Here is a 15,207-nt window from a genome sequence, read left to right as displayed (position 1 = left end):
TTCAGACGTCTAACAGTCTATCCGAGATACGTCTCGGCGCTATCCTCCGACTTCCATGGACACCGTGGACCCGTTGCGCCCCTTGTGGACGTTGAGCCGGGTGGTGATCCGTTGCTTCATGTCGGCCACATGGGAGACCACGCCGATGACCCGGCCGCCGCTGCGCAGGGCCTCGAGGGCGTCCATGACCTGCTCGAGGGTTTCGGCGTCAAGCGAGCCGAAGCCCTCGTCCACGAACAGCGTCTCGATGTCGATGCCGCCGCTTTGGTGCTGGATGACATCCGCCAATCCCAACGCCAGGGACAGAGAGGCCATGAACGATTCGCCGCCGGAAAGCGTTTGGGTGTCGCGCCGGACGCCGGTCCAGGAATCGAGGATCTGCAGTCCCAGCCCCGATTTGTTGTTTCCGCGCGGAGTGTCGTCGTGGACCAGAGAGTAGCGTTGGCCCGTCATCAGCAGCAGGCGCTGCGTTGCCGCGAGCGCGACGGCCTCCAGCCGGGCGGCGAGCACGTAGGTGCTCAAGGTCATCTTGAGCCGGTTCTCCCCCAAACCGCGGGCCAGATCGGCCAGCGACTTGAGCGTGTTGAACCGTTCAAGGACCGGCCCCTGCTCCCGGGCCAGGGCGGCAAGCCTTTCCCGGTTGGCCTGCAGCCTGGCGGTGTAGCTTTCGAGCACCGCATCGCCGGCAAGCACCGCGTCACGGCGGTCCAGGGATTCCCGCACCGCTGCCGCGGCGGCGACAAGCTCTTCGGCCTCCGGGGCCCCCGTGCCGGAGTCGGCCTCGGCGCGCGCGAGCGCTGTTTCCGGGGCCTCGGCCAGCGTCTTGATGCGCACGGCCTGCTCGTTGTGGGCATCGACCAGTTGCTGGCTCCGGGCGCGTTCACCCGATGGCAGCAGTTGACCCAGCCACGCGGCGGTGTCGGCGATGCCGGCCTGGGCGAGTTTCGCCTCCCACTGCGCGTCCGCGTCCGCTGCCGCGCCATGGGCTGCGGCCAGCGCCGTGGCCGCCGTGGCGAGGGATTCGAAGACCGCTGCCCGGGCCTTGAGCGTCGTGTGGAGTTCTTGCAGGTCCAGTCCGTCGCCGCCCAGAGCTGCAAGTGACTCGGTGAGCTTGCCGACGCGGGCCTCGGCCGCCGCAATCTTGGTGCCGGTGACTTCGATGGCCGTGGCCGCCTTGGCCTCGTCTTTTTGCAGGGATTCGAGCTTTTCCGTTTCCTGGGCAAGTTCAGCGGCGGCCTTGGTTGCGGCCGCGGAAGACTCGGCGGCGGCCCGGTGCGTGAGCGTGGCCGCGTCGAAATCCGCCGTGGCGGTTTCCTGGTCGAGGTCGCCGATCCTGTCCCGGATCAATGCCAGCGCGGTGTTTGCCTTTTCCAGCAGGGCAGCGGTTTTGCCTTCGGCCACCTCGGCCTTGGCGACCTGTTCCTGGGCTCGTTCGATGGCGTCGGAGTCGACGAGCTCGCCCTCGGGCAGGGTTGCGGGCTTGGGGTGCGCGTCGGAACCGCAGACCATGCAAGCCTCGCCGTCGCGCAGCTCCAAGGCCAGCGTCGCGGCCGACTGGTCGAGGCGCAGGGAGACAAGGTCTGCCGCTGCCTCGCGCAGCGTCAGCGTGTGGCTCTTGGCGTCGTTGAATTCGGAGTGTGCCTTGAGCTGGGCTCGTTCGGCCTTACCGCGCGCCGCCACTTGCTCGCGGCGTTCGTTCGCTGCGTCGACCGCTTCCTGGAGCGCCGGCAGGGAGGCAAGCAGGGCGTCCGCGGTGGCGCATGCGGCCTGGAGGGCGGGGAGTCCGGCCTTGAGCTCCTGGATGTCTTTGGCGCGCCGGGATTGCAGTGCCGCTTCGGATTCCAGTGCGTTCTTGAACTTGCCCAGCTCGGTCCGGGTGAACTCGAGTTCCTGTTCATCGGGCAGCGCCGCCTCGATGACCGCGGCTTTCTGCACGGCGGAGGTTGCCGATGCCTTTGCATGTTCGGCAAGTTGCATCACCGTGTCCAGCGCGACCCCGGGAGCCTGTGCCAAGGCAAAGAGCCCGGCGGATGCTTCGTCGTTTCCGTCCACCTCCAGGGCTGCAGCCGCGGATCCTGCACCCAAATCGACGGCGTCGGAAATCGCTTCATGCAGCTTGGCCTCCGCGTTTGCCGTGGCTTCCGCGGCGCCGAGTGCTTGCTGGTGGTAGGGCTTGAGCGCGGCCGCGGCAGCGTCGAGCTTCAGCTTGGCGGCCAGCCCCGCAACGTCGGCGCTTTGCTCCTCATGGATCCCGCGCAGGGTGGACAGCTCGGCAAGCTGCGCATGCCGGGCCCCCCGTTCCTTGAGTTTGGTTTCCGCGGTGCGTGCGGCTCCCGACTGGGCGTCCGCTTCCGCGAGTTCCTGCCGCAACTTCTGCCGGGCATCGGACAGCGCGGTGCCTAGGAATTCACCCAGCGCGTCAAAGTCGGCCGAGTCGCGCAACCCCGCAGCGTCCTCCGGCAAGCCGGCCTCGGCCGGGTACAGCGTCGTCAGCGCGTCGGCGACCAGTTGGTCGACGGTTGCCCGCTGGTCTCGCTCGGCGGCCTCGGCCTCCGCCTTGGCCTGGGCGAATCGTTCGGCCAGCACCTTTTCGGTGAGTGCGTATTCACTGGTGTCAAAGAGCGAGCGCAGTAGATCTTCGCGGTCCTTGTCCTTGGCCCGCAGGAAAGCAGCGAAGGCACCCTGCGGCAGCATGGCCACCTTGGTGAACTGCTCCTTGTCCAGGCCCAGGATTTCGCTGAGGGTGGCACCGACTTCGTCGTTCCGGGTGGATTTTTCGACCCAGCCTCCGCCGACGAATTCACGCAGGCGGCTCTGTGCCTGGGCCGTTGTGGTGCCGCTCTTGCCGCGTTTGGTCGGCCGGTCCCAGGCGGGCGAGCGGGTGACCTCGAAGCGTCGGCCCCCGGTGGAGAATTCGCAGATGACCTCGGGGGCCACCGACGCCTCCGCGTGGTCGCTGCGCAGCGACTTGCTGCCCTGGCGGACCCCGGGAAGCGAACCGTAAAGGGCATAGCAGATGCCGTCGAGCACGCTTGTCTTGCCGGCACCGGTCTCACCGTTGAGCAGGAAGATCCCGCCCTCGGAGAGTGCATCGAAGTCGATGGTGGCGCGCTTGGCGAACGGACCGAAGGCCTCTAACTCGAGACTGTGTACCCTCATTTTTCAACCTTTTCGCTGCGTACCTGGGCAAGGACGGAGATGAGCAGGTCATCCTCGGCCTCGTTGAGCGGGCGTTTGCGCACGTGCTCGACGAATCCCGAACAGACCTCCATCGGCGACTTGGCTTCCGCAAGCCGGTCGGCATAGCTGTGTGCCGTGTCGTCGGGCTTTTCATCGGGCTCGAAGTTCAGCACCAGGGTGTCGGGGAACCTGCTGCGCAGCCGTTCCATGGCCCCGGCCGGGCGGTGCTTGTCGGTGAGCGTGATCTGGCACCAGGCATCGCTGGCCGACGCGTACCGCTCGTCGGTGAGCAGTTCGTCGATCTTTCCGCGCAGGATGCGTAGTTGCTTCCGTGCGGGCCAGTCGACGTGCTTGACCTCGCCCAGCCCCTCGGCCGTCACTTCAAGGACCCAGGCACCCTTGCTGTGGCCTGCCTCCGAGAAGGAATACGGGATGGGGGAACCCGAGTAGCGGATGCTCGGGGCAAGTTTTTGGCGCCCGTGAAGGTGTCCGAGCGCGGCATAACTGAAGTCGTTGAAGTGCGAGGTGGGGACGATGTCCAGCCCGCCGATGCTCAACTCACGCTCGGATTCCGAGCCCGCTCCCCCGGCGGCAAAGACGTGCGCCAGGACGATGCTGTGAACGGGCTTGTCCGCACCCGCTTGGCGGGCCTTCAGGTCGTCGCGCACCAGGTTCAGTGCCGCATGGACGACAGGCGAATGGCCGGGCTCCTCAACGCCCAGTCGTTCGGCGACCATGCGCGGCTCCAGGTAGGGCAGTCCGTAAACGGCGAGCGCGAAGCCTTCTCCGTCCATGACCACCGGCCTGGCAATGTCCTCCAGGCGCGTGCGCAGGTGCAATCCGGCGTGTTCCAGCAATGCCGAGCCGAATCCCAGGCGCAGGGCCGAGTCGTGGTTTCCGCTGGTGATGACCAGCTGGACCCCGGCGTGGCGCAGCCTGACCAGTGACCTGTCAAAGAGCGACACCGCGTCGACCGACGGCAAGGCCCTGTCGTAGACGTCCCCGGCAACGAGAACCACATCGATGTTCTCCTCCCGGATGGTGTCCAGGAGTCGGTCGATGAATTCTTCCTGTGCCGCCAGCAGGGAAGCCCCGTGGAAGGAACGGCCCAGGTGCCAATCGGAGGTGTGCAAGATACGCATGGCTCCAAGCCTAGCGACGCCGCCGGACGCTTTGATAACCGACTCGGCACCCCGGGGAAAACCCATAGACTGGTGGGGTGACTGATTCAATCGATCCGTATGCGATTCCCGCTGATTTTTCCGACCGAGTTTTCGGTGTGCTGCTTGCCGCCGTTGACGCTGCCACCCACGCCCGTGATGGCCAGGAACCCGGCGAAAGCGAAACGCTGTCCCTGTTCCTGCTTGATGGATTGCTTGAAGCCCTGGAGTGGGCCAACGACGGCGTTGCCTCGGACGAGGCCGCCTGCATGTGGCTGGCCGGTCTGCGTTGGTACAAGCTTGTGATCAAGTCATTCCCCGAGGGCTCGCCGGTACCGCAGCCGCGCTGGATCGACGAGGCGTTCGAAGGCGCAGAAGACTTCGCACCCGGCGATCCCCAGCACCTGTTGGCCCTGGTGAACTCGGATATGGCTTCCGTTGGACGTCCTGCCTTCCCGGACGCCGATACCACGGGTGTGTTGAGCCGCGCGGCGTTCATGGCCTTGCTGCCGCGCGTCGACGAGTCAACGACACACAAACTTGCAACCGACGCCGCCGCGCTGACCCACGGTTCTCCGCTGGCCCACCGTGCAGCAGGCCAGGCTGCGCTTGTCGTGCGCGCCGCACTGGAAAACGGCTCGGCATCAGCGCCCCGATGGGCCGAGCTTGTTGCCGGTCTGAAGGGCACGGCAGCCGAGGCGCTGCGCACAGCGGTGGCTTTTGTCACCGAAGCGCTGGAAAACACCGACCCGCAGGCCGCCTACGACGCGCTCTTTGAACTGCTCGGGGAAGAACCTGATGTCGAGACCGCCTCCTTCGCAGGCGCGTTGCTGGCAGCGGTGTTGGGGACGGATGCCGTGGCCCACCGCCCCGCGTCGGTTCTCGATCCCATCCTCGACCAGATGCACGAGCGGTGGATCAAGCTGACCGTCGGAAGCTAACCAGGACGGCTGCCGGACCGCTGGACGTCCAGCTCCACGGTCCGGCATCTTGACCTGCACCGGGATTCGCCGGACATGCAGTGATCGGTCCCATCCGAGTGATAGTGCTTGAAGCGCGGAAACGCGGCAGCACCGCCTTTCGGACGGCATCTCAGCGAAGCACGTGGCAAAGGGGCAACACATGACGGAGACTGGCTCATCGGGTAAGCCACCCGCCGGAATTTCCAAGGGCCGCAGCCTGTCCGAGTTCGCCGGCACCGTGCGGGCCACCGCATACGGGGCGGTCTCCAAGGCACCCTTCACCGTTGCGCTCATGGGGGCCATTCTGCTCAGCGGCCTGATCACCCGATCTCTGTTCAGGACCATTGGCAACAACAGGTGGTTCGAAGACCTTGCCTACGGTTTGCCGGCGTTCAGCAATGGCGACTGGCTCACCGCAATCACCGGAACCTTCGTGCTCGGTGAACCGGCCTCCTACCTTTTGGTGATGTTCCTGCTGCCGTTCAGCGTCGGGTGGCTGGAGGTTTCCCGCGGAACAAAGTCCGCGATCGTGACGTTTTTCCTCGGCCAATTCGCTTCGCTCGCCGTCGTTGCCGCCGTGTTGCTGCTCTTCAGGGACCTGGGATCGCCCTGGATCGATGCGCTGTCCCGCGACGTGGACACCGGTCCGACCGGAGGCATCTTCGCATGCCTCACCCTGGCTGTTTGCTACCTGCGGCAGCCCTGGAGGCTGCGCTGGCAGTTTCTCTTGATCAGCTTCGCGGTGGTGAGCGTGACACTCGTCGGGGAAATCAGCGATCTTGAACATGCCGCGGCGATCATCCTGGTGCTCCTGTGGAAAATCCGGACCATTTCCAGGCCCAACTTGCGCGAACAGCGGTTCATCGCCTGGGTCGGACTGTTTTCGCTGGTCACCATCCAGATCCTGACGATCATCGTTCCCACCAACGGCCCCTTTGGCCCCACCCAGGCCGGCGGCGGGCGCATTGCCGTGCTTGTCAACGCCGTGCTTGTCCTTGTCCTGGCTCGCGAACTGCGTTCCGGCCGCCGTGTCGCGTGGGTCGCTGCCATCGTCTTGGCCGTGCTGAACGTGCTGCGTGGAATCATCGGTTTGACGCTTATCGTGACCCTCGGGCCGGAACTCAAGCGCGGGTCGGGCATTGCCTCGTTTGCCGCGGCCCATGCGGCGTTGTGGACCCTCATGCTTGTCTACCTCGTGCTGTGCTGGCGCGCCTTTGGCGTGCGCAGGCTCCGACGACTGCCGACCGCCCTTGGACACCGGGACATGGATGCCCCAGCGGTGGTTGCCCAGCTGCGGAGGTACGGCGGCGGGACCATCTCGTGGATGAGTACGTGGCGCGGGAACCAGCATTTCCGCTCCCCCGGCGGGTCGCTGGTGACCTACCAGGTCCACATGGGGTGCGCCATCGGATTGGCCGAGCCCATCGGCCCGGTCGAGGACCGGGATGCCGCCATGACGGCGTTCTCATCGTCGGCCGAAAAAGCAGGCCTTTGCCCGTTCTTCTTCTCCACCAGCGCGCCCCTCGCCACGCCGCCGGATCATTGGCGGGCCATGCAAATCGCAGAAGACACCCTGGTCGATTTGCCGGGGCTGGAATTTGCGGGCAAGAAATGGTCGGATATCCGCACCGCGCTCAACCGGGCCGCACGTGAGGAAGTTTCGTTCAGGGTCACCCGCCTGGCAGATGAACCTGCGGGCGTTAGGTCCCAACTCGAAGAGATCTCCAAGGCATGGGTTGGCGACAAGTCCTTGCCCCAGATGCGGTTCACCCTTGGCACCATGGAAGAGGCTGCCGACCCCATGGTGAAACTTGCCCTGGCCGAGAATGCGCAGGGAGAGATCCAGGGATTCCTGAGCTGGTTGCCGGTCTATGCCCCGGGCGGCGAGATTTCCGGCTGGACGCTGGACCTCATGCGCCGGCGCGACTTTGGCTTCGCGTCGGTCATGGAGTTCCTCATCGGTTCATCCCTCAAGCACTTCTCGGCTTCAGGAGCCGATTTCGCCTCGCTGTCGGGGGCGCCGCTGGCCCACACCCAGCACACGGCTGCGCAGGAACCTGTGGACAGGGTGCTCGCCTCGGTCTCCAGGGCCCTGGAGCCGCTCTACGGTTTTGGTTCGTTGCATGCCTTCAAGGCCAAGTTCAATCCCCGGGTCGCGCCCATGTACTTGGTGTACCGGGACGAAAGCGACCTGCCGCGCATTGCCGGCGGGCTGACCCGCGCTTTCCTGCCCGAAGCCACGCTGAGCCAGCTCGCCCGCGAGGGATTCGGCGCGCTTCGCGACATGCGCGCAAAACGGGCTTAGACCGCTCCGAACCCGTCGATAAGTTGAAGGAATTCGCCTTCGGCCAGGATGGCCACGCGCTGGCCCGCTTCCTGGAGGCGCAGCACCCGCTTGGCCTTGCCGGTGAGCCGCCCGTTGGCAAGATCCTCGGGGACGAACCCGTCGCCGACCACCAGCACCGTGGTGGCCTTGGTGACCCGGCTGGCCGTGGTGGCGCCCCGCTCGGCGGCGCTGTCCTTTGCCACCTGTCGGCTGATGCCGAGGTTTCCGGTGAAGACAACGGTTTCACCGTACAGCGGGTGCGCCGGATCGGCTTCGAGGTTCGGCTCCGGATCCTTGCCTTCCTGCGGCCATGCCGCCCAGTCGGGCTGGACGGGAACCGAGTTGCCCCGGGCAGCCCACCCCTGGGCATCGCGGGTGGCCTTCGAAAGCTCGTCACCCGGGAGGTATGCCTGCGCGAAGCCCATCTTGATTTTCAATTTCTCGGCCGCCATCGCCACGGAATCCGCAGCTTGGCGATGGGCGATGTCGACCATGATGGCGGCGCAGGCGTGGGCGTCGGCGAGCGCGTCGTGGTGGTTCACCATGGGCGACCCCGCTTCCTCCGCGACGAAGGGCAGCGAGTAGGAAGAAAGCTCGTAGGTTTTCCGGGCCATCTTCACGGTACACGCGTAGTCGTAGGCGGGGCCGGAGAGTTCGGAAACCTCCAGGGCGGAGCGGATCACGCCGAGGTCGAAGGCCGCGTTGTGCGCCACGAGGGTGTCATCGCCGATGAAGTTGGCCATGGGGATGAACAGTTCGCCGAAGCGCGGGGCATCGGCAACCATCTCGGCGGTGATGTGGTGGATCATCGTGTTGCGCGCATCGAAGTGGTCGAAACCCGCAGGCGGACGCATCAGCCACGAGACTTCCTCAATGATTTTTCCGTTGCGGACCTTGCTCAGGCCCACGCTGCATGCAGAGCCGCGGAATCCGTTAGCCGTCTCAAAGTCGATCGATGTAAAGTCCAAAGCCACGTGTGACACGATACAGCCGATGACCGACATTCTTGGAACCGCGGCAATCTTATGTGGCGGGAATGACAGTGCCTCCGCCTACAGCATTCCCCCTGTGCACCCAACAAAAGGTTGACTCCCCGCATGTCGCAACGGGGAGCCAACCTTTGGTTTCAAGAGCGTCGGGGGGTAGATCCTAAGTGGTTGCCTTCCGCAGGGTCACGTACGAGCCGCCGGCGAGCAGCACGCAGATGGTCCCCAGTATCAGTGCTACCCCGAGGGTGGTCAGCGAGCCGAGCCAGCCGCCAACGAGGACCCACCAGTCGTTGAAGGTCACCATCGCCATCAGCGCCAGCACGATCACCGCGAATCCGATGCCCACGATCAGCATGCCGGTGGCCTTCCAGCGCTGGTACACGGTGGCGCACCAGAACCCGATCATGAACAGCAGCACCATGGCCACGAAGTAGAACAGGATCTGGACCGCTGCGTTGTTCTCGGCAATCCATCCCAGCGCAAAGAGCTGTCCGTTCATGCCCCACCCGCCGGTTGCCTTTTCGATGAGCCCCAGCACGTAGTAGAGCACCGAGTACGCCAGTGCGATCACCGCGAACAGGCCCAGGGTTCCCAGGTAGAAGCTTCTCCGCGACACGCTCATGGCCTGTGAGAAGGGAAACGTCAGCGTCAGCGACTGGATCCCGAGCGCAAGGAAGTACCACATGACGGCCTGCCCCGAACCGGAGAACAGGACAGCGTCGCTCGAGTTCCTTGACACGATGGCCCAGATGGCTAAGGTGAACGTCGTGCTTGCCACCAGGATCACCATCGGGATGCCCAGGAAGGTCCACTTGTTGATCAGTTGCATGCGCGCGACGTTGACGATGCGGCTCATTTGAGGGCCTCCAGGCTTTCCTCGTTGTTTTCCTTGGACTGTTCTGCCAGCGTGGTGCGAACCACCAGCTGCTGGAGCGGCACCGGGGAGAGTTCGAGCCCCAGTTCCGCTGCCATCTCCCGCTGCATGCCGGTGAGCCTGGCCTTGATGGTCACCGAGGCCAGTGAACCGAGCGAATCGCGGTGCAACACCTCGTATCCGTCGATGAACGCGCCGACCTTCTCCGAATTGCCGGTGACGGCCACCGCGGATCCACGCAGCGTTTCGGCATCCTCGTCGAGCATGATCCTGCCCTTGTCGATGACCACCACGTGTTCAAGCAGGTTCGCGATTTCGTCGATCAAGTGCGAGGACAAAACGATCGTGCGCGGGTATTCCGAAAAATCCTCGACCAGGCGGTCGTAGAAGATCTGTCGGGCCACGGCGTCAAGACCGAGGTACGGCTCGTCGAAGAAGGTGATCTCGGCCCGGGACGCCATGCCGATGATGACGCCGACCGCCGAGAGCTGCCCCCGGGAAAGTTTCTTGATCCGGCGCTTCAGCGGCAGGGAGAACTCTTCCACCAGGCGGTCGGCAAGGTCCTGGTTCCAGTTTCGGAAGAAGAGCGATGCCGCCATGAACGCCTGCTTCGGCGTGAAGTCGTCCGGGTACTTCTGGGACTCGCGGATGAAACAGATCCGCGAGAGTGTCTCGTCGTGTTCGAACGGGTTGCTTCCGTAGATCAGCGCCTCGCCGCTGGTGGGGTAGCCCTGTCCGGTCAGGATGGACATCAGGGTCGTTTTGCCGGCACCGTTGCGTCCCAGCAATCCGTGGATCTTCCCCTCCTGGAGCGTGAGCGAGATGCCGTCCAAGGCGTTGAGTTCCTTGTACGCCTTGACGAGGTTGCGAACCTCGATGGCGGGTGTTGGTTGGTCGTTCATCGGGGGCCGCTCCCTTCAGCTACTTCTGCGATGAGTGATTGTTTGATCATGAGGTTTAGCTCCTCGCCACTGATGCCGAGTTTCCGCGCTTCCCGAGCCAGGGGTTGGATGTACTGTGCCTGGAAATCCTTGCGGCGGACGTCCAGCAATCGGTCTCGCGCGCCGGTTGAGACAAACATGCCAATTCCACGTTTCTTGTAGAGGATTCCGCTTTCGACCAAGAGGTTGACGCCCTTGGCAGCGGTGGCCGGATTGATGCGGTAGTAGGCCGCGAATTCGTTGGTGGAGGGGACCTGTGATTCCTCGCCAAGGGTTCCCGAAACGATGTCGTTTTCGATCAACTCCGCGATTTGCAGGAAGATCGGCCGGGAATCATCGATCACGCTCATGGGGTACTACCTCCGAGGATTCCCTGAGGCAACCGCTTGATTGGTTCACTGGTTCATTACTCATGTAACTAACCTAGGATCCGCGATTGCCCGGTGTCAAGATCCGAGCGGCGCAGATTTTCGGCACCCGGGGCCTCTCAGGGCAGCAAAAAGCCCGGTCGTTGCGCTCCCGCTTGGGAAGATGCAACGACCGGGCCTCGAAAAATCCGGTCACACGGCCTATCCGCTAACCGACGATTTCGCTTTCCTGCTCGGGCTGAAGCGGCTGGGCCTTGCGCTTGCGCAGCTTCAGCACCAGCCACAAGGCAACCAGCAGGACAACGACCACGATGACGATCTTCTGGAAGACATCCGCGTAGGTTTCAACGACATGCCAGTTTTCACCCAGGTAGAAGCCTGCAAGTACGAAGATCGAGTTCCAGATCAGGGAACCGGCGGCCGTCAGCGCCAGGAACTTGCCCTGGTTCATCTTGGTGATGCCCGCGGGTATGGAAATCAACGAGCGGAAGATCGGGATCATGCGGCCGAAGAACACGGCCTTGGAGCCGTTGCGGTCAAACCAGCCCTCGACCTTGTCCACGTCGTTCAGATCCACCAGCGGAAGCCAGCCGAAGATCTTGCGGGTGCGCTCGCGCCCCAGCGCGCGGCCCACCCAGTAGAGTGCGTAGGCGCCGAAGATCGAGCCAAGCGTGGTCCACAGGAGCGCCTCGAAGAGAGAGAACGATCCGCGGCTCGCGGTGAAGCCGGCCAGCGGCAGGATCACCTCGGAGGGCAGCGGCGGGAATAGGTTCTCCATGGCGATGGCCAGAGCGGCGCCGGGGGCACCGATGATTTCCATCAGGCCCACGGCCCAGTCGGCAAATCGGGAAATCAGGCTGTCGCCGGAGGAATCGGCGGTGGCGGCCTGTAGCGCAATCAGAGTCGTCATCACCATTCAGTCTCCCCTACCCGTCCGGATGTTTCCTGTGACGACGGCCGAGATGTGGCGAAGAACTCACCGGCCGGCCCGCCGGTGCGATGAACGCATGAAGCCCGCAAGTTCCCGGAACCCGGAAATCATCCGCATGTTTCCCGACTACGCCGACACCGTGCTCTGGGCCGACGGTCCGGTGGATTATGTCGACACCGGGTTGAGCGGCGGGCTTGTTGAAGACCTGCTGGCATGGGAGCAGTCCTTCTACTGCGGGCTCAACAGCAACCACGCGTTTCGCTCGAGGGGAGTTGAGCTGAAGTTCATCCAGGAGGGCGTTCGCCTCGCCAAACTGGTCTCCTCGGAAATCGGTTCCGGCCACAGCGTCGAGTATCTCGGTGCCCTGAGCCTGGATCTCCCGGTGCTTTTCCGGTGCCCGGTGCTGCGGCCAATCCGGCGGCGGCCAAGTGCTTCGACGGCTTGCTTGAAGCCAAGCTGCGCTCGGCCCGCGAAATGCGGGAAATCTTGAAGGACGACCCTCTCTACGCCGCTGCGCCGCTGGGCGACACGGTGTTTGACATGCAGGGGGTCCCTGGCAGATCCCGCAAGCGCAAGAAATAGCCTTTGGGCGCCACCGGGCCTGCCGGCGACGTGGCTTACGCCGTGGCGACCGGGCCGGGCCTGTCCGTCTTGGCGACGCTGAGCAAAAGCCCTGATTCCTCCAGGGCGGTGATCTGCGAGGTTCCCGGCGGCATGACCAGCAGGTCCCCGGTGCGGCCTTCCCAATGCTCCTCGCCCGAGGTCAGCCGGATGCGGCCGCTGAGCACCATCACCGTGGCTTCGCCCGGGTTGAGGTGCTCCTTGAGCTCGGTTCCGGCGGCCAGGCCCATGACGGTTTGCCGCAGCGTGTGCTCGTGCCCGCCGAAGACGGTGCTGGCACTGCGCCCGCTGGAAGCCGTCGCTGCCGTGCGCATCTGCGTGCGCGCGATGGCCGTGAGTGAAAACTTTTTCATGGTGCCCCGTTTCCCGCGATCTCCGATGCCCAATGTCTACCCGGTGCGCCGTGCCCCGGTCAAGGACGGGACATGCGCATTGAGGCCTCCGGCGGGCGCCCGAATCCCGGGCATGCCCCATTTGCAACGACCCTGCATGTCCGTTGGGGATTGGGATGGACATGCAGGATCGTTCACGGTGCGGGGCAAAAAGTCCAGGCCTAGTCCTCGAACTCCACATGTCCGCGGCGCGGCGGGACGGGAGCGACGTGATTGCTGGCAGCGGCCACGAGCTTCACGTCGTTCAGCCTTGGGGCGGGCCCATTCTTGGTATGGAGGATCCACGGCCCGACCATGAGGTAGGAGTTGTCGTCTTCGGCCGCGGTGGCCACGCCGGTGACCACGAAATCACCGTACGGTTCCTGTTCGAATGAAGCGACCACCAGATCGCCATGTCCAACGCGTTCTGCCGCAATCTCCGTCGGGTCGAACTGCCTCTCAAAGATTGCCGGGAAGGCACGTACTTCCGTGTCCGGCTGTCGCTGTCGCAGGGTGCCGCCATCTGCTGACTTGGCATCCTTTGCAGCGGCAGCCGCGTTCACCCCGCCAACCATGAGGTCATCGAGTACCGTCAGGTGGGCAGCACCGGTGACCAGGAAATTGCCATAGCGCGCATTCTTGAACAGAACCGAAATCACTTCCGTGTTCTTCACGAGCGCGAAAGCGTTCTTCATGCCTGCGACATCCCGCTTTGATGGCCCCAAAATAAAAGTGTCCACTATTGCTCCGTTCGTTCTTCGTACTGCGGCTTGCTTCCACTCTATGTGCTGAGCTGCGTTGGGCAGGATGCGACCACACAGTATCCCCTGCGCAGCAGTCAGGAACCGGATGGCGGACAGGGCTTGGCCGTCGACGCCGTGCGTGCCGGCATCAGCCTCGGGCTCCCGCCGCCTTCCGGCATGAACCCATGGAGCAGTTTCCGACCAGACCATGGCCACGATGAGGACATGAAAAAGGCGGCCCACTCGGTAAGAACTGAAGCGAACCGCCCATTCCATTGTCGCCGAACCGGCGACGATGCCTACTTGGCGTCCTGGTCTGCCAGCGCCTTCACGATCTGCGGCAGCAGACCGCGGAAGGCACGCCCGCGGTGGCTGATCGCGTTCTTTTCCTCGCGGCTCAGCTCGGCCACCGAGATCTGGTAGCCCTCCGGCTGCAGGATCGGGTCGTAGCCGAATCCTCCGTCGCCCCGGCGCTCACGCAGCAGCGTGCCGGGCATGTGCCCGAGCTCCACAGCGACGTACCCGTCCGGGGTCGCCAAAGCGGCGGCACACACGAACGAGGCACCGCGGTGCTCGTCCTTGACGTCGCCAAGCTGTGCGAGCAACAGGTCGATGTTCGCCTGGTCGTCGCCGTGGCGGCCAGCCCAGCGCGCCGAGAAGATGCCCGGGGCCCCGCCCAGCACGTCGACCGACAGGCCGGAGTCGTCGGCAATGGCGATCAGGCCGGTGGCGGCGGTGACGGCGCGGGCCTTGAGCAGCGCGTTGCCCTGGAAGGTCACCTCGTCCTCGACCACGTCGGGGGCGCCGACCGCGGAGGCGTCAACGACCTGGGTGTCGACGTCAAGCCCGGGCACCTGGCCGCGCAGCAGCTCGCGCAACTCGCGCAATTTGCCCTTGTTGTGGGTGGCAAGCACCAAACGGGGGCCTACGCTCATGCGTTTTCGCCCAGGGTTTCGCGCTGGATGCGGGCCAGCTCGGTGGTTCCGACCAACGCCAGGTCCAGCAGCGCGTCCAGTTCGGCGCGCTTGAACGGTGCGCCCTCGGCGGTGCCCTGGACCTCGACGAAGTCGCCGCCGCCGGTGACTACGACGTTCATGTCGGTCTCGGCGTCGACGTCCTCGACGTACGGCAGGTCAAGCATCGGGGTGCCGGCGATGATGCCCACGGAGATCGCGGAGACCGAGTCGGTGAGGACCTTGGCGTTCTTCTTGACCAGGTTGTTGGCCCGGGCCCATTCGATGGCCTCGGCCAGTGCCACGTAGGCGCCGGTGATCGCCGCGGTGCGGGTGCCGCCGTCGGCCTGCAGGACGTCGCAGTCGAGCACGATGGTGTTCTCGCCCAGTGCCTTGGTGTCGATGACGGCGCGCAGCGAGCGGCCGATCAGGCGGGAGATCTCGTGGGTGCGGCCGCCGATCTTGCCCTTGACCGATTCGCGGCTGTTGCGGGTGTTGGTGGCGCGCGGCAGCATCGAGTACTCGGCGGTGACCCAGCCGGTGCCCTCCCCCTTGAGCCAGCGCGGCACGCCGGCGGTGAAGGAGGCGGTGCACAGCACCTTGGTGTTGCCGAATTCGATGAGGGCCGAGCCCTCGGCCTGCTTGGACCAACCACGGGTGATGGTGATCTCGCGGAGTTGGTCTACGGCGCGCCCGTCGGCGCGCACTGCTGCGGAAGTCGATGCTGAAGTCATGGCTTCAAGTCTAGTGCGCGCATCCAACCGGACCGCACGCCGTGCACCTGGGGC

Annotated in this window: 14 protein-coding genes; 3 read left to right on the top strand and 11 right to left on the bottom strand. The window is 64.7% G+C overall.

The annotated features are described in order from the left end of the window. Positions 1-39: 39 nt before the first annotated feature. Together ACIQLF_RS09640 and ACIQLF_RS09635 are read right to left on the bottom strand one after the other, a co-directional pair. Positions 40-3,159 (bottom strand): AAA family ATPase, encoded by a 3,120-nt coding sequence (locus ACIQLF_RS09640; protein ID WP_400297346.1) that lies wholly within the window; start codon positions 3,157-3,159, stop codon positions 40-42. Then, positions 3,156-4,322, bottom strand: coding sequence for an exonuclease SbcCD subunit D (locus tag ACIQLF_RS09635; protein WP_400297344.1), 1,167 nt, complete (start codon positions 4,320-4,322; stop codon positions 3,156-3,158). The genes ACIQLF_RS09640 and ACIQLF_RS09635 overlap by 4 nt, the downstream gene beginning before the upstream one ends. Positions 4,323-4,399: 77 nt before the next feature. On the opposite strand from ACIQLF_RS09635, the gene ACIQLF_RS09630 reads away from it, so the two are divergent. Both ACIQLF_RS09630 and ACIQLF_RS09625 read left to right on the top strand, forming a co-directional pair. Next, complete coding sequence (locus ACIQLF_RS09630) at positions 4,400-5,281, top strand: ADP-ribosylglycohydrolase family protein (protein ID WP_400297342.1); 882 nt, start codon at positions 4,400-4,402, stop codon at positions 5,279-5,281. Positions 5,282-5,462: 181 nt separating this feature from the next. After that, positions 5,463-7,607: a bifunctional lysylphosphatidylglycerol flippase/synthetase MprF gene (locus ACIQLF_RS09625; RefSeq protein ID WP_400297340.1), complete on the top strand. Its 2,145-nt coding sequence runs from the start codon at positions 5,463-5,465 to the stop codon at positions 7,605-7,607. Here ACIQLF_RS09625 and ACIQLF_RS09620 read toward each other — a convergent pair. The 5 genes from ACIQLF_RS09620 to ACIQLF_RS09600 all read right to left on the bottom strand — a co-directional run bounded on the left by ACIQLF_RS09620 (position 7,604) and on the right by ACIQLF_RS09600 (position 11,710). Continuing rightward, positions 7,604-8,602 (bottom strand): exonuclease domain-containing protein, encoded by a 999-nt coding sequence (locus ACIQLF_RS09620; RefSeq protein WP_400297337.1) that lies wholly within the window; start codon positions 8,600-8,602, stop codon positions 7,604-7,606. The two genes, ACIQLF_RS09625 and ACIQLF_RS09620, sit on opposite strands and share 4 nt — an antisense overlap. A gap of 175 nt (positions 8,603-8,777) precedes the next feature. After that, complete coding sequence (locus tag ACIQLF_RS09615; protein ID WP_400297335.1) at positions 8,778-9,473, bottom strand: hypothetical protein; 696 nt, start codon at positions 9,471-9,473, stop codon at positions 8,778-8,780. After that, positions 9,470-10,393 (bottom strand): ABC transporter ATP-binding protein, encoded by a 924-nt coding sequence (locus ACIQLF_RS09610; RefSeq protein ID WP_400297332.1) that lies wholly within the window; start codon positions 10,391-10,393, stop codon positions 9,470-9,472. The genes ACIQLF_RS09615 and ACIQLF_RS09610 overlap by 4 nt, the downstream gene beginning before the upstream one ends. After that, on the bottom strand, positions 10,390-10,782 hold the full coding sequence (locus ACIQLF_RS09605; protein WP_400297329.1) for a GntR family transcriptional regulator: 393 nt from the start codon (positions 10,780-10,782) through the stop codon (positions 10,390-10,392). Before ACIQLF_RS09605 ends, ACIQLF_RS09610 begins: the two co-directional genes overlap by 4 nt. A gap of 226 nt (positions 10,783-11,008) precedes the next feature. Further along, positions 11,009-11,710, bottom strand: coding sequence for a DedA family protein (locus ACIQLF_RS09600; protein WP_400297326.1), 702 nt, complete (start codon positions 11,708-11,710; stop codon positions 11,009-11,011). Between the two features lie 37 nt (positions 11,711-11,747). Here ACIQLF_RS09600 and ACIQLF_RS09595 point away from each other — a divergent pair, with 37 nt between their 5' ends. Beyond that, the gene (locus ACIQLF_RS09595) at positions 11,748-12,221 is read left to right on the top strand and encodes a hypothetical protein (RefSeq protein ID WP_400297324.1); all 474 of its coding nucleotides are present in this window, start codon (positions 11,748-11,750) and stop codon (positions 12,219-12,221) included. Positions 12,222-12,348: 127 nt separating this feature from the next. Here ACIQLF_RS09595 and ACIQLF_RS09590 read toward each other — a convergent pair whose 3' ends face one another. The 4 genes from ACIQLF_RS09590 to rph form a co-directional block, all read right to left on the bottom strand. Next, entirely contained in the window at positions 12,349-12,705 is a 357-nt protein-coding gene (locus tag ACIQLF_RS09590; protein ID WP_400297321.1) for a cupin domain-containing protein, read from the bottom strand. Positions 12,706-12,905: 200 nt separating this feature from the next. Beyond that, positions 12,906-13,463 (bottom strand): hypothetical protein, encoded by a 558-nt coding sequence (locus tag ACIQLF_RS09585; RefSeq protein ID WP_400297318.1) that lies wholly within the window; start codon positions 13,461-13,463, stop codon positions 12,906-12,908. Positions 13,464-13,765: 302 nt separating this feature from the next. After that, positions 13,766-14,401: an RdgB/HAM1 family non-canonical purine NTP pyrophosphatase gene (gene rdgB / locus ACIQLF_RS09580; protein WP_400297316.1), complete on the bottom strand. Its 636-nt coding sequence runs from the start codon at positions 14,399-14,401 to the stop codon at positions 13,766-13,768. Further along, on the bottom strand, positions 14,398-15,153 hold the full coding sequence (gene rph / locus ACIQLF_RS09575; protein ID WP_400297313.1) for a ribonuclease PH: 756 nt from the start codon (positions 15,151-15,153) through the stop codon (positions 14,398-14,400). The genes rdgB and rph overlap by 4 nt, the downstream gene beginning before the upstream one ends. Positions 15,154-15,207 lie beyond the last annotated feature (54 nt).

Origin of the sequence: Paeniglutamicibacter sp. NPDC091659 (assembly GCF_044756805.1) — a bacterium.
GTDB lineage: Bacteria > Actinomycetota > Actinomycetes > Actinomycetales > Micrococcaceae > Paeniglutamicibacter.
This window is presented reverse-complemented; position numbering and strand designations above follow the sequence as displayed.